The following is a 19,850-nucleotide window of genomic DNA, read 5'->3' on the forward strand; positions in this document are numbered from 1 at the left end:
CGGGCGACCATGGTCGCATGGGGTAACGGCCGATTCGGCGTTATGCTGTCCTACCGGGATGAGGAAACTGCCATGATCAATCGCGCCGTGCTTTGCCTGGCCCTGTCCACGCTGCCCGCCCTTGCCGAGGCACCGGAGCAGGGCACGCTGAACCCCGAGGAGTTGTCGCTGAATCGCGCACTGACCGACGCGATGGAAGGCGAAACCTCGATGACCACCTGCGCCTCCGGCTATCTGATGACCAAATCGGGCCAGCACGAAATGGCGCGGCGGCTGTTCGAAGCCTGCGTTGCCGACGGCTACACCGGCGCGATGACATGGATGTCCTATCTTGAGGACAATGGCTTTGGCGCGCCGGAGGACCCCGATGCGGCAGCGGATTATGACCGCATGGCCGCCGAGGCGGGCGATCCGGTCGGCATGTTCAACTACGGGCTGGACCAGATGCGCGGTCGGGGCACGCGGCGGGACGAGGAAGCGGGGCGCGCACTGGTGGATCGGGCGGCGGATATGGGCCTTTCCGTGGCCCAGCGGCTGCGCGCGGCGGATTACGACCTTGATGAGGTCACGCCGGATGCCGACAACTGGAAATACGCGCCAATGTTCTAGACTAGGCGCGCGGGGCTGCCCTCCAGGCGCAGCAGGCGGTCGGCCAGCCGCGCCGCCTCTGCCGGGGCATGGGTCACGAGGATTGTGGCCATGGGGCGCCGTGCACGTTCCGCTTCCAGCAGGGCCATCATCTCGTCGGTCAGCGCCGGGTCCAGCGACACGAAAGGTTCATCCATCAGCAGCACATCGGGCTGCGCGGCAAAGGCACGCGCCAGCGCCAGCCGCCGTTGCTGGCCCAGCGACAGCGCGCCTGGCAGTGCCCTGGCCTTGTCAGCCAGACCCACACGCACCAGCGCTGCCCGCGCCACCCCGACATCGCAGCCGGTGGCAAGGGTGAGATTGTCCTGCGCATTGCGCCAGGGCAACAGAACGGGTTCCTGAAACACCATCGCCAGCCGACCGGGAAGCGTCAGCCTACCCTGCCAGTCACGATGCAGCCCCGCGAGGATGCGCAAAAGCGTGGTCTTTCCCACCCCTGATGGTCCACAGATCGCCACGGTTTCCCCAGCGGCCAGCCGAAGATCCAGCGGCCCCAGCACCTGCACCATCCCGTGCCCGGCACGGGCAAGCCGCAGTGCCAGCGCTTCGGCCGCCGGAGCCTCAGCCGCCGGGAGCAAGGAACACACCGCCTGGCAGGCTGTCCATCTTGCCGACCAGATCAGCGCCGCCGAGGTCCGCCATGATCGCCAGCATCCGCGCTGCCGCCGCCTCGTCCACCGGGCCGGGCGCGGGAATGCCTGCGCGGAAGCCCGCCTTCAGCGCCTCGAACTGAGCATCGGTTTTCGCATTCATCAGCGGCCGCAGCGCCTGCCATGCCGCATCATCAGTTGCCAGAACCTCCTTGGTGGCGCGGCTGGCCGCGGCAAATCCCTGCACCAGCGCGGGCTTGTCCCGCAGAAGATCGCCGCGCACCACATAGCCCAGCAGCGGCGTATCCGGGTCCAGCCCCAGCGCCGCACCCGCCTCGGCCACGGAGATCAGCGGGCGCATTCCCGCCGCCTCCATCTTGGCGCCGAAATGCCAGAAGTTCACCGCGCCATCCAACTCGCCCGCAAGCGCGGTTTCAAAGATCAGCGGCGGCGCACCGAACACCTGTTCTGTCGCCTCCTGAAGATCGAAACCCAGCTGCTTGCGGCTGTAAGCGCGCAGGATCAGCCAGCTTTTGTCGACCGGCCCACCCGCTATGCCGATCTTGCCGCCCTTCAGATCGGCAAGCCCCTGCGCCTTGCTGTCCTTCGGCACATGCAGCGCCCCAACCGCGCGACTGTAGGGGATGAAGACATAATCCTCGCCCTCCGCCCGCTTGCGCGCGACCCAGAGCCAGTCCGACACGATGGCATCCACCTCGCCTGCCTGAAACGCCACCTGCGCGGCGGGGCCGGCGGCGACATCCTGCACCTCCAGCCGGAAGCCGTTGGCGGTGTCGAAGCCGCGTTCGTGCAGCGTGGTCAGTTCCCAGTTCACCGTGCCTGAAAGCTGTGTCGCAATGCGCAACACCGCGTCTTCGGCCCATGCGCCGGCGGAGGACAGCGCCAGAACGGCGGCGGCAATCATGTGGCGCGTGAAACTCATCGGCTCCTCCCAAAGCTTGCCTTGCAGGATAGCAGGCAATGACCGGATGCCTATTCGACCAAAGCGTCGGGGCGGGTCCGCGCGAACTACGACCAAAGCACGAGGCGGGGCTTGACCTGCATCAACGCCCCCACCCTGACGCGGCGCGATACCGGGACCAGGAAACGCGCTTCCCGAAAGACAGGAGACGGGCATGACCCTCCGCATCTCTCTCATCACGCTGTTGCTGGCCGCGGCACCGGCACTGGCCGAAAGCCCCAATGTCGGCGCCATCAAGGCCGAGGCCGGGCAAAAGTTCTTTGACGCCGAATGCCGCCGCTGCCATGCCATTGACAGTAAAGACAAAAGCTATGGCCCGCCGCTGGAGGGTATCATTGGCCGCAAGGCCGGATCGGTGGAAGGATACCCCTATTCCGCGGCGCTGAAAGCGGCGGGCATCACCTGGACCGAAGGCGCGATCCGGGCCTGGATGGAGGATAATCAGGGCCTGATCCCCGGCACCCGGATGCGTCATGTCGGGATCACCGACCCGGTGGAGCAGGAATTCATCCTGACCTGGCTGCGCCAGAGCGCGGCGCATTAAACGCCCCCGGCGCAAGCCCGGAACGGCCCGGCGCAGGAGGGTGCGCCGGGCCGTTTTGCTGCCTGCCCTGCCCCCTTACGACCATGGTGCAATTTTCACGCCCCCGTGACCGGGACGATGATACCCCCCGAGAACCGTGTCTCCGCAGGAGGGAGCGAGGCGCTGAGGTCTCCGACGGATCATCCAAGGGAGGAAACAGATGAACCGCTTTATCGTGGCCGTGACGGCCGCAGTGCTGGCCGCCGCCCCGGCGTTTTCGGGCGTGACGGAGGAAGATCTCGCCAAGGACGCCGAATCGACGGGTGACGTGCTGACCAACGGCATGGGCCGCGACCTCCAGCGCTTCAGCCCGCTGACGACGCTGAACAAGGACAATGTGAAGAACCTTGTGCCAGCCTGGGCCTTCTCGTTCGGGGGGGAAAAACAGCGCGGGCAGGAAACGCAGCCGCTCGTCTATGACGGGATGATGTATGTGACCGCCTCCTATTCGCGGATTTATGCCGTGGATCTGGCGACCGGCAAGGAAGTCTGGCAATACGACGCCCGCCTGCCCGAGGGCATCCTGCCCTGCTGCGACGTCATCAACCGTGGCGCCGCCATCTATGGCGACAATATCTATTTCGGCACGCTGGATGCACGGATCGTCGCACTGAACGCCAAGACCGGCGACGTGGTCTGGAACAAGAAGATCGCCGACTACAAGGAAGGCTACAGCTATACCGCCGCGCCGCTGGTGGTGAACGGGCTGGTCATCACCGGCAACTCGGGTGGCGAATTCGGGATCATTGGCGAGGTGCAGGCCCGGGATGCCAATACCGGCGAGCTGGTCTGGACCCGTCCGACCATCGAAGGCAACATGGGCACCTACATGGGCAAGGAAAGCACCATGACCGGGACGCTCAACGCGACCTGGCCGGGCGACATGTGGAAAACCGGCGGCGGTGCGACCTGGCTTGGCGGCTCGTATGATATCGAAACCGACACGCTGATCTTCGGGGCAGGCAACCCCGCCCCCTGGAACAGCCACCTGCGCAACGCGGGCACCCCGGTCGAGGGTAACAAGGGTGACAATCTCTATGCCGCCTCGCGCATCGGGATGGACCCGAAGACCGGCGAGATCAAATGGCACTTCCAGACCACCCCGCGCGAAGGCTGGGATTATGACGGCGTGAACGAGGTCGTGGCCTTCACCGACAAGGATGGCGCGAAGAAATTCGCCACCGCCGACCGGAACGGCTTCTTCTACGTCCTGAACCGCGAGGACGGGAAGTTCCTGAACGCCTGGCCTTTCGTGAAGGACATCACCTGGGCCAAGGGCATCGACGAGACCGGCCGCCCGATCTTCAACGAAGAGAACCGCCCCGGCGATCCGTCCAAGGCCGCCGATGGCGCCAAAGGTGAAATGGTCTTTGCCTCGCCTTCGTTCCTTGGCGGCAAGAACTGGATGCCGATGGCCTACAGCCAGCATACCGGCCTGTTCTACGTTCCCTCGAACGAATGGGGCATGGATATCTGGAACGAGCCGGTCAGCTACAAGAAGGGCGCCGCCTATCTGGGATCGGGCTTCACCATCAAGCCGAACTACGAAGATCATATCGGCAGCCTGAAGGCCATCGACCCGGCCACCGGCGAATGGAAGTGGGAATACAAGAACGAGGCCCCGCTTTGGGGTGGCGTGATGACCACGGCCGGCGGTCTGGTGTTCTTCGGGACACCTGAAGGCGAGTTCATCGCGCTGGATGACACCACCGGCGAAAAGCTGTGGTCGTTCCAGACCGGCTCGGGCATCGTCGGTCAGCCGGTCACCTGGGAAGCCGATGGCGAGCAATATGTCTCGGTCGTGTCGGGCTGGGGTGGCGCCGTTCCGCTGTGGGGTGGTGAGGTCGCCAAGAAGGTGAACTACCTTAATCAGGGCGGCACGGTCTGGACCTTCCGCCTGCCGAAACAGCTTGCCATGGCGAACTGACCCCCTCCGGTCGGTCGCTGAAAGGCAAGGCGCGCCGCCCCCGTGGGCGGCGCGTTTTGCATTACTGCGACGCTTGACCGAATCCGTAACTTAAATTACGGATTATCCGAAATATCAATTACGGTTATTTCGGAGCCGCCATGCGCAACCTTCCCCTTCTCTGCCTCACCCTCCTTAGCCTTCTGGGCTGCGGCGCCATCTTTGGCTTCTTCTATGCCTGGAGCGTATCGACCCTGCGCGGGCTGGACCGGATCGAGCCGGAAACCGCCATCGCCGCAATGCAGGCCATGAATGCCTCGGTACGCAATATAGCCTTCGGCCTTGGCTATTTCGGCACGCCTGTAGCGCTGCTGATCACCCTCGCCACAGCCATGCTGACGCAGGTAAGGGGCGCGGCCATGGCACTTGCCATCGCGCTGGCCTGCTATGGTCTGGGCGTGACGCTGTTCACCGCACAGGTGAATATCCCGATGAATCAGGCTCTGGCGCAGGTCAGCCTGCCACTCACCCCGGACCAGGCCGCGCGGATCTGGGCTGATTATTCCGGCCCATGGCAACAGGCCAACCTGCTGCGCTGCATCGCCTCAGGACTTGCGCTTTTCGCCACGGCGGTATCGCTTGTGCTGGTTACCCGCCGAAGCTGAACCGGAGACACCCATGCGCGAAGAGGCCCGCCTGCGCCGCCAGACCCAGATCGAGGATGCCGCCTATGCCTTGCTGGAGGAGAAGGGCTACGCCGGGGCCACGATGCAGGCGCTGGCCCGGCGCGCGGGCGCGTCGATGGAAACGCTCTACAGCTGGTACGGCGACAAGCCCGGCCTGTTCCGGGCACTGATCGCCCGGAATGCGGAAACGGTGCAGCAGGTGCTGGACGGACAGGCAGGCACCGCCGGAGCCGCGACGCTGATTGCCGTAGGCGAAAGCCTGCTGGCGCTGCTGACCGGGCCGCGGGCGGTCGCGCTCAATCGCGCAGCGGCAGCCGATGCCACTGGCGCGCTGGGGGCCGAACTTGCCGCAGGCGGCCGCGCCACGGTCATGCCGCGCATCGCCGATCTGATCGCCCGCATGGCGGCTGCGTGCCAGATCGCCCCCGGCGACGAAACACCCGAGGCGCTCGCCGACCTCTGGCTGGCCCTGCTGGCAGGGGACCTTCAACTGCGCCGCGTTATCGGCGCCATTCCGGCGCTGAACGATACTGAGTGCAAGGTCCGCGCAGAACGGGCCACCCGGCATCTTCTGCGGCTGTTTCCCCCGGCCCCGTAAAGCTCAGGGCTTGAAGAAGTTTCCGGCACCGCCGCCCGACAGCACCCGCACCTTCCCCGGTCGCCCTTCGGCAGAGATCGCCTGCCGCAGATCCTCCAGCGGCTTGGCCAGCGATGTGCCCAGCGCAACCTTGCGCCCCTCAACTTCAGCCTTGGCCGAAACGACCGAAACAACACGCGCGATACCGCCCAGCATCGAAAACACCGGCGCGCCGGACGAGCCGAAATCGACATCGCAGCTCAGCACCAGCATTTCAGGCTTCTGGCCCAGCACCTCGCAGGCATCCTGCATCGACGGCGCTTCAGCCCGGTCCTTCGCATAGGATACGACACCGACAGTATCCCCCCGCAGCGGTTGATCCCCGATCCCAAACGGCTCGATCGAAGGCATGCGGATCGGGCGGTCCAGCTGGATCAACGCAAGATCGTGACTGACGCGGTCCAGCCGCTCGTCCCCGCCATAGACGAAATCGGGATGCGCAATCGCACGGCGCACACCACGATAGGCTTCGGCCCGGCCATTGCGCCAGCCCGCGAGAAATTCAATGGTGGTCGGGTCGATGCGGGCGCCGGTCTCCTTGTCGAACAGGCAATGCCCGGCAGTCAGCACCAGATCCGGCGCGATCAGCGTCCCGGTGCAGAAGCCCCGCCGGCCAAGGTTCAGACGTCCCACCGCATTCCAGCCCCGGCTGTCATCGCCCGTCTGCAAGCTGCGCAAATGGCTGTCCTGCGCCCCGGCAGGCAGGGCGCACAGCAGCAATAACAGAAGGGCGCGTCGGATCATCATTCCCCCGGCCTAGCGGCCCCGCAGGGCAATCCTGTGGCCGTATCGCGGCACACCCCTCAGGATTGTGACAAAAGCCCGCCGCTGGCAAGGGCGCGCGGCACCGGACCGCCGGTCGCCCAATCCAGCAATTCGACCGTATGAACCACCGGCACCCCGGTTCCCGACCCGATCTGCATCATGCAGCCGATATTGCCCGCCGCGATGATCTGCGGCGCCTTCGCCTCCAGCGTTGCCACCTTGCGGCGCTTCAACTCAGCCGAAAGTTCGGGCTGCAACAGGTTGTAGGTGCCGGCCGAACCGCAGCACAGATGACTGTCGGCAGGTTCCACCACCTCGAACCCCACGCGTTTCAGCAGGTCTTTTGGCGCGGTCTTCACCTGTTGCCCGTGTTGCAGCGAACAGGCAGCATGATAGGCCACACGCAGCCCCTTCGGCGCACCCTCGGGCAGTCCAAGCCTTGCGAGAAGTTCGCTGATGTCCAGCGCCATGGCAGACACCGCCGCCGCATCCCCCGCCAAGGGATCGTTGCGGAACATATGGCCGTAATCCTTGACCGTGGTGCCGCAGCCCGAGGTATTGATGACAACCGCATCCAGCCCCGCACCACGCTTTTCCACCATCCAGGCCGCGATATTGGCTCCGGCCTGCGCATGGCTTTCGCCGCTGCGCCCCATGTGATGCGTCAGCGCCCCGCAGCAACCCATGCCTTTGGCCACAACCACCTCGCACCCCAGCCGGCGCAACAGCCGGATGGTGGCCTCGTTGATGTCGGTGTTCAGCGCCTTTTGCGCACAGCCCGTCAGCAGCGCCACCCGCATCCGCGCCGCGCCCTGCGCCGCAAACACCTGCGGATCGTCATTGCGACTGACCGGAGGCACCTGCTTCGGTGCCATGGCGATCATGGCCCGCAATCGCCGGTCCGGCAGCAGCCGCGCGAAGGGCCGCGCCATCTTGGCGCCCAGCAGCGCCAGCCGGAACCGCCCCGGATAGGGGATGATCCGGGACAGGAGCCAGCGCAGCGCCCGGTCGTGCCAGGGACGGCGATAGGTCTGCTCGATATACTCCCGCGCGTGATCCACCAGATGCATGTAATGCACCCCGCTCGGGCAGGTGGTCATGCAGGCCAGGCAGCTCAGGCAACGGTCGATATGCTTCACCGTCTGCGCATCGGCAGGCCGCCCGCTTTCCAGCATATCCTTGATCAGGTAGATGCGCCCGCGCGGGCTGTCCAGCTCGTCCCCCAACACCTGATAGGTCGGGCAGGTCGCGGTGCAGAAGCCGCAATGCACACAGGTCCGCAGGATCTGGTTCGCCCGTGCAATGCCGGGATCTTTCAGTTGCTCGGGGGTAAAGCTCGTCTGCATTTCAGATCAGTCCCGTCAGATAAAGCCCGGCGCCGGGGATGGCCAGCAGCCCGATCACCACCAGCGGATAAAACCGGGCAGGCAGAACCTGCCGCAGCGTCTGTGCCAGCCCGGCCAGCGCGATGGCCACACCAAGCGCCATGGCCTGAACCTGCCCCGGCAGGTTTTCCGCCCCCAGAGCCCGCAGATACAGCACCCCCATTGCCAGCAACGCCAGAAAGCAGCCACCCCAGAAGGGCCAGCCGCGCGGCAGAAGGCACAACAACAGATAGACCACGACCGGCGGCCCGGCCTGCATTGCCCAGAATGGCAGCGTCATGCGAAAACCCCGCGCGGATCGAACTGCAGACGCAGGCGATTGGTCAATGTGGCAATCGTCGGCGGCTCCTCCGGGCCTGCCACTCCCCCCCGCAGACAGGTTGCATGGCCGGAAAAGGCGCCGAGCCGCCCGACAACATCGCTGCCCGGCGCCATCAGCGCCCAGACCAGCCCGCCGCCCCAGTCATAGACGACCGCCTCGGCCCCCAGACGCGCCACCACGCCCGGCGCCTCGGAGGGTCGCAGGGACAGCCGCCAAAGATCTCCGGGGCGCCCTGCAAGCGCCGTGACATCGCGGATCGCCGCCCAGGGCGAGGCCACCTCCGCCCCCGCACCGTAAGATGCCAGCACCGCGCGCAGCCGCTCCAGCCTGTAGCGCACCGATCCCTCGAACCCTTCGATCCGCAGGTAAGTCCCCTGCCCCGGCAGATGCGCCGCCCCCGTGACCTCGTAGGGCGATCCCAGTGCGGCAGACAGCGCCTCCACAGCCTGCGCATCCGACAGCCCGGACAGGCACAGCGTCGCCTCCGTCTCGGGGCGGGGCAGCACCTTCAGGGCCACTTCGGTCAAGACCCCCAGCCGCCCCCGGCTGCCCGCCAGCAGCTTCACCAGATCATATCCGGTTACGTTCTTCATCACCCGGCCGCCATTGCGGATCACCTCGCCGCGCCCGTCGACAAAACGCACGCCCAGGCAGAAGTCGCGACAGGCCCCCACCGAAACCCGGCGCGGACCCGAGGCATTTTCGGCCACGACACCCCCCAGGGTCGAAGTCCCCTCGCGCCCCAGCAGTCCGCGCAGATCCGGCACCTCGAAGGCCAGTCGCTGCCCCTCGGTGGCCAGCAGCGCCTCCAGTTCCGCGACCGGCGTCCCCGCCCCGGCCACCAGCGTGAGCGCGCCCGGCTCATACAGCGTGACCCCGTTCAACCCGCCGGTTTCCAGGACCGCTCCCGCAGGCAAAGCCCCACGCGTGCCGCCGCCACGCACGACCAGCGGCCCCGAGGCCGCCCGGATGATCTCGCAAAGTTCCGCTTCGCTTGCTGGACGCATCTCGTTCATCTGTTCAAAAATATCCTCGGGGGGGGGGAGGCCGAAGGCCGTGGGGGAGCAGACAGCCCCCCAGCCTTTCAACCCGCGCGACGACTGGCCGTCACCGGCAACGGAAACACCTTGGCGGGATTGAGCAGCCATTTCGGGTCGAACACATCTTTCACCCGCAACTGCGCCTCCAGATCGGCGGGGCCATACTGCACCGCCATCAGGTCGCGCTTCTCGATCCCCACGCCATGTTCGCCGGTCAGGCAGCCGCCCACCTCAACACAGAGCTTCAGAATCTCAGCGCCAAGCGCCTCGCATTTCTCCTGATCGCCCGGCAGATTGGCATTATAGAGGATCAGCGGATGCATGTTGCCGTCCCCGGCATGGAAGACATTGGCCACATCCAGCCCGAAATCACGGCTCAGCTCGCCAATGCGTTTCAGCACGAAAGGCAGGCTCGACACCGGGATCGTGCCATCAAGGCACATGTAATCATTGATCTGCCCCATGGCGCCAAAAGCCGATTTGCGGCCAAGCCAGATGCGTTTCGCCTGGTCGGCATCCGCCGCCTCGCGCAGTTCCACAGGATTGTGCCGCCGGGCGATCTGCATGATCAGGTCAAGCTGGTGCCGGATCTCGGCCTCCGATCCCTCCACCTCGACAATCAGCAGTGCCTCGCACATCGGATAGCCCGCCCTGGCGAAAGCCTCGCAGGCCTCGATGCAGGGCCGGTCCATGAATTCGATGGCGACAGGCAGCACGCCCGCCTTGATGATGTCCGACACGCAGGCACCCGCCACTTCGGACGAATCGAATCCCATCAGCACCGGCAGCGCGCCCTCGGGCTTGGGCAGGATGCGCAGCGTGGCCTCTGTCACCACACCCAACTGCCCTTCCGAGCCACAGACAACGCCCAGCAAATCCAGCCCCGGCGCATCCATCCACGGCCCGCCGATCTCGACCACCGTGCCATCCATCAGCACCATGGTCACACCCAGCAGATTATTGGTCGTCACGCCGTATTTCAGGCAATGCGCCCCGCCCGAGTTCATGGCGATATTGCCCGCAATGGCACAGGCGAGCTGGCTGGAGGGATCGGGGGCGTAGAAGAACCCCGCTTCCTCCACTGCGCCCGAAACGCTCAGATTGGTGCGGCCCGACTGCACGCGGATGAAACGGTCCGTGTAGCTGACCTCCAGCACCGCATTCATCCGCGCAACGCCCAGAATCACGCTGTCCGCAGTGGGCAGCGCCCCGCCCGCCAGCGAGGTGCCCGCACCACGCGGCACCACCGGCACACCTTCGTCATGGCAGATTTTCAGCGCGGCGGCGACTTCAGTGGTACTGCGCGGCAGGATGGCCGCCAGCGGCGGGCAGCGATAGGCCGACAGCGCATCGCATTCATAGGCGCGCAGTTCATGCAGGTCATCCACCACCGCATCGGCGGGCAGAACCTCGCGCAGACGCGCGACAATCCGCGCCTTGCGCGACAGGATCGCGGCATCGGGCCTTGGCATATCCATGGCAGACCTCCCTGATTGGTAAAAAAGTATAACCAATTTTTGCTTTTGGCAAGCCAAGGCTTTGGTCTATCAACGCCTGATGGACCTGCCGACACTTCTTCTTCAGTTCTCGACCGCCGACATGCTTGCCGTGGCCTATACGCTGGCCGGGGTGATTGTGCTGCAACTGACCATAGAACGCCCGAATGGGCGGCACCCTTCGGTCTCGGTCATCATGGCATATTACCGGCGCGACTGGATGCGGGAATTCGTGACCCGGCAGCCGCGCATGTATGATGCCTCGGTGCTGGATGGCTTGCGGCAGGGCATCACCTTTTACGCCTCGACCTGCATGCTGGCGCTCGGCGGTGGCCTCGCGTTGCTGGGCGATACCGCCCCGCTGGAGGGGCTGGCCGTTGCGTTTTCCCTGCATGATGATCCGGCGCTGGTGATGAAGGTGAAGATCGTCTTCATCCTGTCCTTCGTGGTGAACGGTTTCCTGAAATTCGTCTGGTCGCACCGGCTGTTCGGCTATTGCTCGCTTCTGATGGCGTCGGTTCCGAATGATCCGGAGCATCCCGCCGCCTATGACCGCGCCGCCCGCGCCGCCGAGGTGAACATCACCGCTGCCAAGAACTATAACCGGGGCCTGCGCTCGGTCTATTTCGCGATCGGCGCTCTGGGCTGGCTGGTCGGGCCCTGGGGGCTGTTCCTGACCATGACGGCAACATTCGCCACGCTGATCCGGCGCGAATTCGCCTCGCAGTCGCGTGCGGCCATGCTGCCGCGCCTGTCGGAAGACCCCTCAGACCACCACTGACAAACGGGCCGCGACCGCCTGCGCGACGGCCTCCCCCGACAGACGGGCACCGCCGGCGGTCTGCACGAGGCCAGCCCCCGCCAGCGCCTCGCCCGCGAACCAGATGCGGTCGCCCACAGACTTTCGCAGCACGTCCCGTGCCCCCGCCTTGCCGGGCCGCGCCGCCGCATAGGCCCCGCGCACCCAGCGCTCGCCGCCCCAGCGTGTCATTGCGCCCCGCCCGATATGGCGCCGCACATCCGAGCCGAACATGTCGGCCAGCCGGTCGCAGACGAAGTCCACCCCGGCCTCGGCCCCTGCCGCCTCGATCTCCCATGCGAAATCGCCGCCGACGAATCCGACCATCTGGTCGAGGTCGAAAGGAAAGCACAGAAAGTACAGATCATGCCGCGCATGGCGCTCCATCAGCAGATCGTCGAAGGGCGCAAGGCCCAGCCGCGTGCCACTGACCGCGACGGGGATCTTGGTCAGCAGCCCCATCGGCAGATCGAAAATCGCCTCCTGCTGTGCTTCGGGCAGCGCAGGGGCAAAGGTGATGCCATCGAATTGCAGCACCCCGGTCGAGACGGTCACGATCACAGCCCGTGCGCGCTGCGTACCCCGATCGGTTTCCACCTCGACCCCCGGCCCGTCCCAGCGGATCTGCCGCACCGGCGTGCGCAGCCACACCGGCACATCGGCCCCCCAATGGTGGATCAGCGCACCAAATCCTTCCCGTGTGAAGTAATTGGGGTCCAGATCCGCCGCTGCCCGGAAATCGGCGATGGAGATTTCGTCATCATCGGCACCGAAATCCATCGGCCCCGCAAAGGTCGACGAGGCGCGCAGATAATGGCAATCCGCCAGCACCGCGGACAGCCGGTCCTCCGCCCCTTGGTGCGCGGCAATGCAATCCGCCATCGCCCGCTCTGCCGCCCGCATCCGCGCCAAATCGTCATCAGAGGCCCGGCGCGATCCGAAGTACAGGTGATCCAACCCCATGTCGTGATGATAAAGCGTCCAGCCCGCCGCCTGTGCTTCGGGAAAGAAGGGATTGCGATCGGCGGCATGCAGCCAGGCGCAGCCGACGTCGAAAGGCACGCCGAAATCGGCGGTCGTGGTCCAGGCCCGCCCCCCGATCCGGCCCATCGCCTCCATCACCGTGAAACTCAGCCCCGCCGTGCGCAAGGCGCGCGCCGCAGCCAGACCTGCAACTCCGGCACCGACAATAACAACATCGACGTCCCCGCCCATGAATCCCTCCGCCGAAAATTTCCGTGAAAAAATCAAAGAACGGCAAAGCCGCAGACGCAGCATGCACCCGGCAGGGGATTCGGGGAAGCGTTCAGCGGCGGGCGGGCAGACGCCCCTCGCGCAGCCAGGCGGCAAGGATCAGGACGCTGGCCAGCAACAGCCATGCCCAGCCTGGCAGCAGGGCGGCAACCCGTACATCCTGCGTGAGGTAGGCCCCGCGCGGAGTGATGCCCAGCCAGCCGCGCCCGGCAGCCACCCGGCCCGGTGCAACCTGCCGCAGGTCGAAGGCGCCGTCCTCCAGCCGCAGCACGCCGCCGCCGGATTGCGCCAGAACCGGCTCCAGCACATCGGGCGCAGCGATGGTGCGTTCAAACTCTTTCGGCGCCGGGGGGCCAAGCGCCACGACCGTCTGCAACTCGCCCTGCTTCAGGCGGTAAAGCCCGACCTGTGGCGCGGCGATATCGGCCTCGTAATGCCCCGGCTCCACCTCGGGCAGCACCAGTTCGGTTTCTTTGCCATCCGGTGCGGTCAGCGTCACCGGACCAGGCGGCACTTCGGCCAGCGTGCGCCGGGTGACGATCAGACGCCCCGCGGCGCCCGCATGGGCCGACAGGGTTTCCTCTTCCAGCTCGGGCTCTTTCAGCATCCAGTGGGCTAGGCGGCGCAGCAGCTCCAGCTGCGGCCCGCCCCCCTCGTAGCCGCGTCCCCAGAGCCAGGCCTGATCCGAGGCCAGCACCGCGATGCGCCCCTGCCCTTCGCGCGCCAGAACCAGCAGCGGCTTGCCCTCGGCGCCTTCCATCACGACCTGACCGGCGCCACGCGCCGCAATCTCGATCTGGCGGAACCAGCGGCCCCACCCGGATTCGGGCGCCCCGGTCTCCAGCCCCTGCGTCACCGGATGGCGATGCCCCAGCGCAGTGATCTTCGGGCGAAAGCCCCCCTCCAGCACGCGGCTGGTGGTCGTGACCGGCAGGATATCGGCAAGGGGCGAGCGCCACAGACTGTCGGCCGTGCCGAACTCCGGCCCCGCCGCCACCAGAACCGTACCCCCACGCGTGACGTAATCGCGCACGTTTTCAAGGTATTGCAGCGGCAGGATACCGCGCAGGCGGTAACGGTCGAAGATGATCAGATCGAATTCCTCGATCTTCTCCACGAACAGTTCGCGCGTCGGAAAGGCGATCAGCGACAGTTCGTCCACCGGAATGCCATCCTGCTTTTCCGGCGGCCGCAGGATGGTGAAATGCACCAGATCCACCGACGGGTCGGATTTCAGCAGGTTGCGCCAGACCCGTTCGCCCGCATGCGGCTCGCCCGAAACCAGCAGCACCCGCAGCCGGTCGCGCACCCCGTTGATCGCGGTGACCGAGCTGTTGTTGCGGGTGGTCAGCTCGCCCTCCGAGGTCTGCACCTCGAATTGCAGGATGTTCTGGCCGCCATGCGGAAGGGTGACCGGCAGTTCCAGATCCTCTCCGACCGGCACGGAATACCAGCGCGGCTCGCCGCCATCTATGGCGATGGACAGCTGCGCCTCGCCCTGCAATGCCTCTGGCACGGCGCCGTCATCCTCGATCCGCAGCGTCAGCGTCAGTTCTTCGCCCAGAATGGCGAAGGCGGGCGCGTTCTTGACAATCAGGCGGCGGTCCCAGTCGGCGCGTTTGCCGGTCAGCAGCAGGTGCAACGGTGCGGGCATCTGTGGCGCAAGTTCGGTGTCATGCACCTGCCCGTCCGAGACGATCACCGCTCCGGCGACCCGTGCGCGGGGTTCCTCGGCCAGCGCCTCGGCCAGGGCGGTCATCACGCGCGAGCCACCATCCCCCGGCGCATCGCGCACCGTGATCTCGCGCAATTCGGTGCCGGGCATCGCCGCCACTTCGGCCCGCAGGCGGGCCAGCGCCGCCTCTGTCTGCGCCTCGCGCCCGCCGATGCCCTGACTTGCGGTGCGGTCCACCACAGCGATCACGATGTCCGACAGCGGCGCGCGGTCTTCTTCTTGCAGCGAGGGATTGGCCAGCGCCACCAGCGCCACAATGGCAGCCAGCCCGCGCAGCCACCACCCAGGCAGCCTGCGCCAGAAGGCCAGCGCCACCAGTACCACGGCCACCACACCCAGCGCAGCAATCACTGCAAGCGGCAATTGGGGGTCCAGCACGATACCGCCAGCCAGAACGGGTTTCATTGGCCCAGCCTTTCCAGCAGCGCGGGCACATGCACCTGATCGGATTTGTAGTTGCCGGTCAGCACATGCATGATGAGATTGATCCCGAAGCGATAGGCGATCTCGCGTTGCCGGTCCCCGCCAGAACCGCGCCCGACCGGATGCGAGGGGATGCCGATTTCATCCACCGCCCAGGCCGCCGCCCAGTCATTCCCGCCGATCACAACCGGCGTCACGCCGTCATTGAGATTACGAAACGGCATGCCCTCGGCCTGGGCCGCATCGGGGGGTGCCGCCTCGACCCAGACCGGCCCGGAATAGCGGCCCGGAAAATCCTGCAACAGATAGAAGGTGCGGGTCAGGACGTGATCTTCGGGCACAGGCTCCAGCGGCGGGATGTCCAGGCCCGAGGCGATGAGTTGCAGCCGCTTCGATTCCGGCGTGGTGCCGCCGCTGACGCCCGCATCCCGCGTATCGAACAGGATCATGCCGCCGGTGCGCAGAAAATCGTTCAGCTTGCGATAGGCATTGACCGAAGGCAGCGGCTGGTCGGCGGTGACCGGCCAGTAAAGGAAGGGAAAGAACGCCAGTTCGTCGCGTTCGATATCGACGGCCATAGGGTCGCCCGGTTCGACGGTGGTGCGTTCGAACAATCTCATCGACAGGCCGCGCAGCCCCGCCTGCGCCAGATCATCCACCCGCTTGTCGCCAGTCAGGATATGGGCGAGACGCACCTCGCCCGTCGCCTCGATGGCAAAGGCATCCTCTGCCGCATCGGCCCGCGCGGCGGGCGCCGGGAAGGTGAGCATCAGCGCCAGCATCAGCCGCGCCGCCAGCCCGCGTGACAAACGGCCCGAAATGCCCAGCGCCGCCAGAATATCAACCAGCATCAGGGCCAGCGCAGCCCCGAGGAGCGGCCCTTTAAGGGGACGTTCCGTGTCGCGCGCGGCGCCCTCGACCGGGGTGCCCGCAGGCCAGATCGCCGCTTGCAGCGTGGTGTCCGCTGCGGTCACATTCAGCGCCACGCGGCGGTCTTCCTCCTCGTAAAGACCGGGCAGCAGGTCGGGGCCGGGGCGCCCCACCGCCAGAGCCTCTCCCGTCACACCCGGCAGATTGCCCGCATCCTGCGCCACGCCGAAGGCATCCAGCACCTGCACCGGCGCAAAGCTGTGCCCGGCCAGCGCGCGATCTTCGGTCATCCCGATGCGGGCAGCCGTAACCAGCCGGTCCAGCATCTGCACGAACAACCCCGACAGCGGCAGCGAGGACCATTCGGCATTGGCCGTGACATGGAACAGCACCACCTGCCCCGCGCCCGTCTCCTTGCGCGTCACCAGCGGCGTGCCATCGGCCAGCGCGGCAATGGTCCGCGCGGCCAGTTCCGGCCCCGGTTCAGCCAGCACCTGCCGGGTCACCGAAACCTCGTCAGGCACCGCCAGACCGAAAAACGGGCTGCCCTCGGCAAAGGGCGCCAATGTGCGGGGGTCGCCCCAACTCATCGCGCCGCCAAGATTACGGCCCCCCGCGCGCAAACGCACTGGCAGCAACGGGTCATCCTCGCCCGGCGCCCATTCGGCGGCGGCCAGACGCGGCCCGGCGAAGCGCAGGAGCGTGCCCCCCTCGGCCACCCATTTCAGCAGCGCCTCGGCCTCGGCGTTGCCCAGCCGCGCAACATCGGTCAGCACCACCACATCGGGGCTGGCCAGCAGCACATCCGACAGGCCGCCCTCGATCAGATCAGCCTCGGGCGCCATCGCCTGCCGCAGATAATGCGCAGGCGACAGCAGGATCAGCCCCTCGGCATCCGCCTCGCTGCCTACCAGCGCCACTTTGCGCCGCTTGAGGCTGTCATCGGTCAGCGAGACCGCCCCCGCCGTCGGCTGACCAGCGATTTCAAACCGCGTCAGCCGGTTGCGCAACTCGGGCGGCAGGTCGAGCGTCCCCTCGGCCACACCCTGCCCGGTGGCGAACACCAGCGTGGTGCGGGCCAGTTCGCGTTCGATCCCGGCAGGGTCCGGGCCACGCGCGGAAATCTCGATCTCCTGCTGCGCGCCGGCAGGCAGGCGCAGCGCGGCAAGCTGCACTGCCCCATCACGGAACACCGGCGGCTTCAGCGCGATCACCGGACGCGGTGTTTCAAACACGGTCAGCGGGCCATGTGTAGCCATGGCGGCTGCCAGATCGGCACGCCCCGGATGGTCCAGCCCGTCGGACAGCCAATAGGTTTCAAACCGCCCCTCGCCCAGCGCAGCGGCCCAGGCCGACAGATCGGCAGGCGCGAAAGGTTGCGGTACCAGCCCGGCCAGACGGTCGCGGATGGCAGCAGCGCTGTGGAACACCGGAGCCTCGGGCCGGTCGGTCAGACGGATCAGCCCGACCGTGCGCCCGGCACGGCCGGCCGCCTCGGCCTTGGTCATCGCGCGGTCGATGCGGCGCGGCCAGTCACGGGCATCGGCCCAGGTGCCATCCACCACGATCAGCAGCGGGTCATCCGTCGCAGCCGCAGGCGGCGCGGGGTTCAGCACCGGCCCGGCAAAGGCGATGATCGCCGCCGCCAGCGCCGCCATGCGCAGCAGCAGCAGCCAGAGCGGCGTGCGCTCCGTCTCGGCATCCTCGTCGGTCAGGCCCAGCAGAAGGGCCACACCCGGAAAACGGCGACGCAGGGGCGCGGGCGGCACCGCACGCAACAAAAGCCACAGCAGCGGCAGTGCAGGCAAAGCCAGCAGCAGAAGCGGCGCGGTGAAACCGACAGGGCCCAGCATCCACATCAGAGCGCGGCCTCCAGCGCCCGGTAAAGCCACAGCAGAGCCGGTTGCGGCGCGGTGCCGGTGTGATGCGTGGTCACATGCCAGCCCGAGGCGGCGGCAAGTTCAGCCAGCCGCGCCTTGCGTTCGGCCAGCCGCGCCAGATAGCGGTCGCGCAGGTCACCCGCACGGCGGGTTTCATGGCGCAAGGTGCCGCCCATGGATTCAAAGATCGTGCGGCCGTCGAAAGGAAATTCCTCCTCCGCCGGGTCCAGCACCTGAAGCAGAACGCCCCGCGCGGCGCGCGCCGTGGCGGCTTCCAGCGCGGCCTCCACCCCCGCCAGATCGCCAAGGAAATCAGAGATCAGCACGACGCGGCCATGGTGCGGCAAGCCGCCAACCTCGGGGCGGCCGTAATCCTCGGCGCTGTCCTCGGCCAGCGCCAGCGCCAGCCGTTCGGCCTGCGCCCGGCCCGAACGCGGCGCGATGTCACCGCCCGCCAGCCCGACCCGCTCGCCCCCGCGCAGCAGCAACACCGCCAGCGCCAGCGCCAGAAGCCGCGCACGGTCGGCCTTGGTCGGTCGGTTCTTCGCGCCGGAAAACCGCATCGAAGCCGCCGGATCGACCCAAAGCGCCACACTCTGCGCCGCCTGCCATTCGCGTTCGCGCACGAAATGCGCATCCGACCGGGCAGAGCGACGCCAGTCGATACCGCGCGCGCCATCCCCGGCATGGGCCGGGCGATACTGCCAGAATTCATCCCCCAGACCGGCGCGACGGCGGCCGTGGTCGCCCAGAACCACCGCCTGCGCCAGATGATCCGCCGCCGCCAGCAACGGCGGCAGTGTGGCGCCCAGCGTTTCGGCCCTTGCACGCAGGTCGGGGGAAGCGGTCACGCGGCGGCCTCAAGCCCGAGGCTGCGGGCCGTGGCGGCGGCAATGACATCGGCAAGGCTTTCGCCCCGCGCCCGCGCGGCAAAGGTCAACGCCATGCGATGCACCAGCACCGGCTGCGCCAGCGCCGCCACATCGGCAACCGACGGGGCCAGACGCCCCTCCAAAAGAGCGCGCGCGCGCACTGCCAGCATAAGCGCCTGCGCCGCACGCGGCCCCGGCCCCCAGGCCAGCGTACCGGCCAGCGCGGCCCCCTCGGGTTCACCCGGACGGCAGCCGCGCACCAGATCGAGGATCGCCTCGACCACGCTGTCGCCCACCGGCATGCGGCGGATGACCTCTTGCGCGGACAGCAGTTCTTCGGCGGTGAACACCGGATGCACCACCGCCTCGGTCGCGCCGGTGGTGGCCAGCAGGATGTCACGTTCCGCCTGACGCACCGGATAGGCGACGTCGATCTGCAACAGGAACCGGTCAAGCTGCGCCTCGGGCAGCGGATAGGTGCCCTCCTGTTCAATCGGGTTCTGCGTCGCAAGCACATGGAACGGGCGGCCCAGCGGGCGGTGCTGCCCGGCGATGGTCACCTCGCGTTCCTGCATCGCCTGCAACAGTGCCGATTGCGTGCGCGGGCTGGCGCGGTTGATCTCATCCGCCATCAGAAGCTGGCAGAACACCGGCCCCTCGATGAAACGGAAGGCGCGGCTGCCATCGGCGGCAGTTTCCAGCACTTCGGAGCCGAGGATATCGGCGGGCATCAGATCGGGCGTGAACTGGATGCGGTTGCCATGCAGGCCCAGCACGGTGGACAGCGTATCGACCAGCCGCGTCTTGCCCAGACCGGGCAGTCCCACCAGCAGCGCATGCCCGCCACACAGGATCGACGCAAGCACCAGATCGACCACTTTTTCCTGCCCGATGAAGCGCTTGTCGATCATGGCCTTGGCCGCTGCCAGCCGGTCGCCCAGCGCCTCGATCCGCGTCACCAGTTCATCGGTCATGAC

18 protein-coding genes are annotated in these 19,850 nt (G+C 66.9%); 6 read left to right on the forward strand and 12 right to left on the reverse strand.

Annotated features, from left to right (window positions below; translation table 11 throughout):
* The first annotated feature begins 72 nt into the window (after window positions 1–72).
* Window positions 73–609 (forward strand): tetratricopeptide repeat protein, encoded by a 537-nt coding sequence (locus C8N34_RS18590; RefSeq protein WP_338419724.1) that lies wholly within the window; start codon window positions 73–75, stop codon window positions 607–609.
* Here C8N34_RS18590 and C8N34_RS18595 read toward each other — a convergent pair.
* Both C8N34_RS18595 and C8N34_RS18600 read right to left on the reverse strand, forming a co-directional pair.
* Complete coding sequence (locus tag C8N34_RS18595) at window positions 606–1,226, reverse strand: ATP-binding cassette domain-containing protein (protein WP_338419723.1); 621 nt, start codon at window positions 1,224–1,226, stop codon at window positions 606–608. The genes C8N34_RS18590 and C8N34_RS18595 overlap by 4 nt on opposite strands.
* Complete coding sequence (locus C8N34_RS18600; protein WP_108130045.1) at window positions 1,210–2,181, reverse strand: ABC transporter substrate-binding protein; 972 nt, start codon at window positions 2,179–2,181, stop codon at window positions 1,210–1,212. Before C8N34_RS18600 ends, C8N34_RS18595 begins: the two co-directional genes overlap by 17 nt.
* A 193-nt stretch (window positions 2,182–2,374) precedes the next feature.
* On the opposite strand from C8N34_RS18600, the gene C8N34_RS18605 reads away from it, so the two are divergent.
* From C8N34_RS18605 to C8N34_RS18620, 4 genes are all read left to right on the forward strand, one after another.
* Window positions 2,375–2,764 carry a c-type cytochrome gene (locus C8N34_RS18605; protein WP_108130046.1) on the forward strand — a complete coding sequence of 130 codons (390 nt, stop codon included), beginning with the start codon at window positions 2,375–2,377 and terminating at the stop codon, window positions 2,762–2,764.
* A gap of 199 nt (window positions 2,765–2,963) precedes the next feature.
* The gene (locus tag C8N34_RS18610) at window positions 2,964–4,730 is read left to right on the forward strand and encodes a PQQ-dependent methanol/ethanol family dehydrogenase (protein ID WP_108130047.1); all 1,767 of its coding nucleotides are present in this window, start codon (window positions 2,964–2,966) and stop codon (window positions 4,728–4,730) included.
* Between the two features lie 140 nt (window positions 4,731–4,870).
* Window positions 4,871–5,374: an anthrone oxygenase family protein gene (locus tag C8N34_RS18615; protein ID WP_108130048.1), complete on the forward strand. Its 504-nt coding sequence runs from the start codon at window positions 4,871–4,873 to the stop codon at window positions 5,372–5,374.
* Window positions 5,375–5,387: 13 nt separating this feature from the next.
* The gene (locus C8N34_RS18620) at window positions 5,388–5,993 is read left to right on the forward strand and encodes a TetR/AcrR family transcriptional regulator (protein ID WP_108130049.1); all 606 of its coding nucleotides are present in this window, start codon (window positions 5,388–5,390) and stop codon (window positions 5,991–5,993) included.
* Between the two features lie 3 nt (window positions 5,994–5,996).
* Here the strand turns inward: C8N34_RS18620 and C8N34_RS18625 are convergent, their stop codons facing one another.
* From C8N34_RS18625 to C8N34_RS18645, 5 genes are all read right to left on the reverse strand, one after another.
* Window positions 5,997–6,779 (reverse strand): trypsin-like serine peptidase, encoded by a 783-nt coding sequence (locus tag C8N34_RS18625; protein ID WP_369814610.1) that lies wholly within the window; start codon window positions 6,777–6,779, stop codon window positions 5,997–5,999.
* A 56-nt stretch (window positions 6,780–6,835) separates the two neighbouring features.
* Window positions 6,836–8,143 (reverse strand): glycolate oxidase subunit GlcF, encoded by a 1,308-nt coding sequence (glcF, locus tag C8N34_RS18630; RefSeq protein ID WP_108130050.1) that lies wholly within the window; start codon window positions 8,141–8,143, stop codon window positions 6,836–6,838.
* A gap of 1 nt (window position 8,144) precedes the next feature.
* Window positions 8,145–8,462, reverse strand: a complete 318-nt coding sequence (locus C8N34_RS18635) for a hypothetical protein (protein ID WP_145693645.1) — start codon at window positions 8,460–8,462, stop codon at window positions 8,145–8,147.
* Window positions 8,459–9,511, reverse strand: coding sequence for an FAD-binding protein (locus C8N34_RS18640; protein WP_108130096.1), 1,053 nt, complete (start codon window positions 9,509–9,511; stop codon window positions 8,459–8,461). The genes C8N34_RS18635 and C8N34_RS18640 overlap by 4 nt, the downstream gene beginning before the upstream one ends.
* A 77-nt stretch (window positions 9,512–9,588) precedes the next feature.
* Entirely contained in the window at window positions 9,589–11,022 is a 1,434-nt protein-coding gene (locus C8N34_RS18645) for an FAD-linked oxidase C-terminal domain-containing protein (RefSeq protein WP_108130051.1), read from the reverse strand.
* Between the two features lie 79 nt (window positions 11,023–11,101).
* Between C8N34_RS18645 and C8N34_RS18650 the strand changes: the two genes are divergently transcribed.
* Window positions 11,102–11,821: a DUF599 domain-containing protein gene (locus C8N34_RS18650; protein WP_108130098.1), complete on the forward strand. Its 720-nt coding sequence runs from the start codon at window positions 11,102–11,104 to the stop codon at window positions 11,819–11,821.
* On the opposite strand, the gene C8N34_RS18655 is transcribed toward C8N34_RS18650, so the two are convergent.
* From C8N34_RS18655 to C8N34_RS18675, 5 genes are all read right to left on the reverse strand, one after another.
* Window positions 11,807–13,054 (reverse strand): flavin monoamine oxidase family protein, encoded by a 1,248-nt coding sequence (locus C8N34_RS18655; protein WP_108130097.1) that lies wholly within the window; start codon window positions 13,052–13,054, stop codon window positions 11,807–11,809. The two genes, C8N34_RS18650 and C8N34_RS18655, sit on opposite strands and share 15 nt — an antisense overlap.
* A gap of 91 nt (window positions 13,055–13,145) precedes the next feature.
* Window positions 13,146–15,233: a glutamine amidotransferase gene (locus tag C8N34_RS18660; protein WP_108130052.1), complete on the reverse strand. Its 2,088-nt coding sequence runs from the start codon at window positions 15,231–15,233 to the stop codon at window positions 13,146–13,148.
* Window positions 15,230–17,980 carry a DUF4159 domain-containing protein gene (locus C8N34_RS18665; RefSeq protein WP_108130053.1) on the reverse strand — a complete coding sequence of 917 codons (2,751 nt, stop codon included), beginning with the start codon at window positions 17,978–17,980 and terminating at the stop codon, window positions 15,230–15,232. Before C8N34_RS18665 ends, C8N34_RS18660 begins: the two co-directional genes overlap by 4 nt.
* A complete protein-coding gene (locus C8N34_RS18670) occupies window positions 17,980–18,852 on the reverse strand; it encodes a DUF58 domain-containing protein (RefSeq protein ID WP_108130054.1) in 873 nt (290 codons plus the stop codon). Before C8N34_RS18670 ends, C8N34_RS18665 begins: the two co-directional genes overlap by 1 nt.
* Window positions 18,849–19,847 (reverse strand): AAA family ATPase, encoded by a 999-nt coding sequence (locus C8N34_RS18675; protein ID WP_108130055.1) that lies wholly within the window; start codon window positions 19,845–19,847, stop codon window positions 18,849–18,851. Before C8N34_RS18675 ends, C8N34_RS18670 begins: the two co-directional genes overlap by 4 nt.
* Window positions 19,848–19,850 lie beyond the last annotated feature (3 nt).

It is taken from the genome of Gemmobacter caeni (assembly GCF_003054195.1).
GTDB lineage: Bacteria > Pseudomonadota > Alphaproteobacteria > Rhodobacterales > Rhodobacteraceae > Gemmobacter > Gemmobacter caeni.

Coding starts and splice junctions, on each gene's coding strand:
- C8N34_RS18660 (WP_108130052.1), bottom strand. CDS start 15,233: ATGAAACCCGTTCTGGCTGGCGGTATCGTGCTGGACCCCCAATTGCCG.
- glcF (WP_108130050.1), bottom strand. CDS start 8,143: ATGCAGACGAGCTTTACCCCCGAGCAACTGAAAGATCCCGGCATTGCA.
- C8N34_RS18615 (WP_108130048.1), top strand. CDS start 4,871: ATGCGCAACCTTCCCCTTCTCTGCCTCACCCTCCTTAGCCTTCTGGGC.
- C8N34_RS18610 (WP_108130047.1), top strand. CDS start 2,964: ATGAACCGCTTTATCGTGGCCGTGACGGCCGCAGTGCTGGCCGCCGCC.
- C8N34_RS18635 (WP_145693645.1), bottom strand. CDS start 8,462: ATGACGCTGCCATTCTGGGCAATGCAGGCCGGGCCGCCGGTCGTGGTC.
- C8N34_RS18640 (WP_108130096.1), bottom strand. CDS start 9,511: ATGCGTCCAGCAAGCGAAGCGGAACTTTGCGAGATCATCCGGGCGGCC.
- C8N34_RS18605 (WP_108130046.1), top strand. CDS start 2,375: ATGACCCTCCGCATCTCTCTCATCACGCTGTTGCTGGCCGCGGCACCG.
- C8N34_RS18675 (WP_108130055.1), bottom strand. CDS start 19,847: ATGACCGATGAACTGGTGACGCGGATCGAGGCGCTGGGCGACCGGCTG.
- C8N34_RS18625 (WP_369814610.1), bottom strand. CDS start 6,779: ATGATGATCCGACGCGCCCTTCTGTTATTGCTGCTGTGCGCCCTGCCT.
- C8N34_RS18645 (WP_108130051.1), bottom strand. CDS start 11,022: ATGGATATGCCAAGGCCCGATGCCGCGATCCTGTCGCGCAAGGCGCGG.
- C8N34_RS18620 (WP_108130049.1), top strand. CDS start 5,388: ATGCGCGAAGAGGCCCGCCTGCGCCGCCAGACCCAGATCGAGGATGCC.
- C8N34_RS18590 (WP_338419724.1), top strand. CDS start 73: ATGATCAATCGCGCCGTGCTTTGCCTGGCCCTGTCCACGCTGCCCGCC.
- C8N34_RS18665 (WP_108130053.1), bottom strand. CDS start 17,980: ATGTGGATGCTGGGCCCTGTCGGTTTCACCGCGCCGCTTCTGCTGCTG.
- C8N34_RS18650 (WP_108130098.1), top strand. CDS start 11,102: ATGGACCTGCCGACACTTCTTCTTCAGTTCTCGACCGCCGACATGCTT.
- C8N34_RS18600 (WP_108130045.1), bottom strand. CDS start 2,181: ATGAGTTTCACGCGCCACATGATTGCCGCCGCCGTTCTGGCGCTGTCC.
- C8N34_RS18655 (WP_108130097.1), bottom strand. CDS start 13,054: ATGGGCGGGGACGTCGATGTTGTTATTGTCGGTGCCGGAGTTGCAGGT.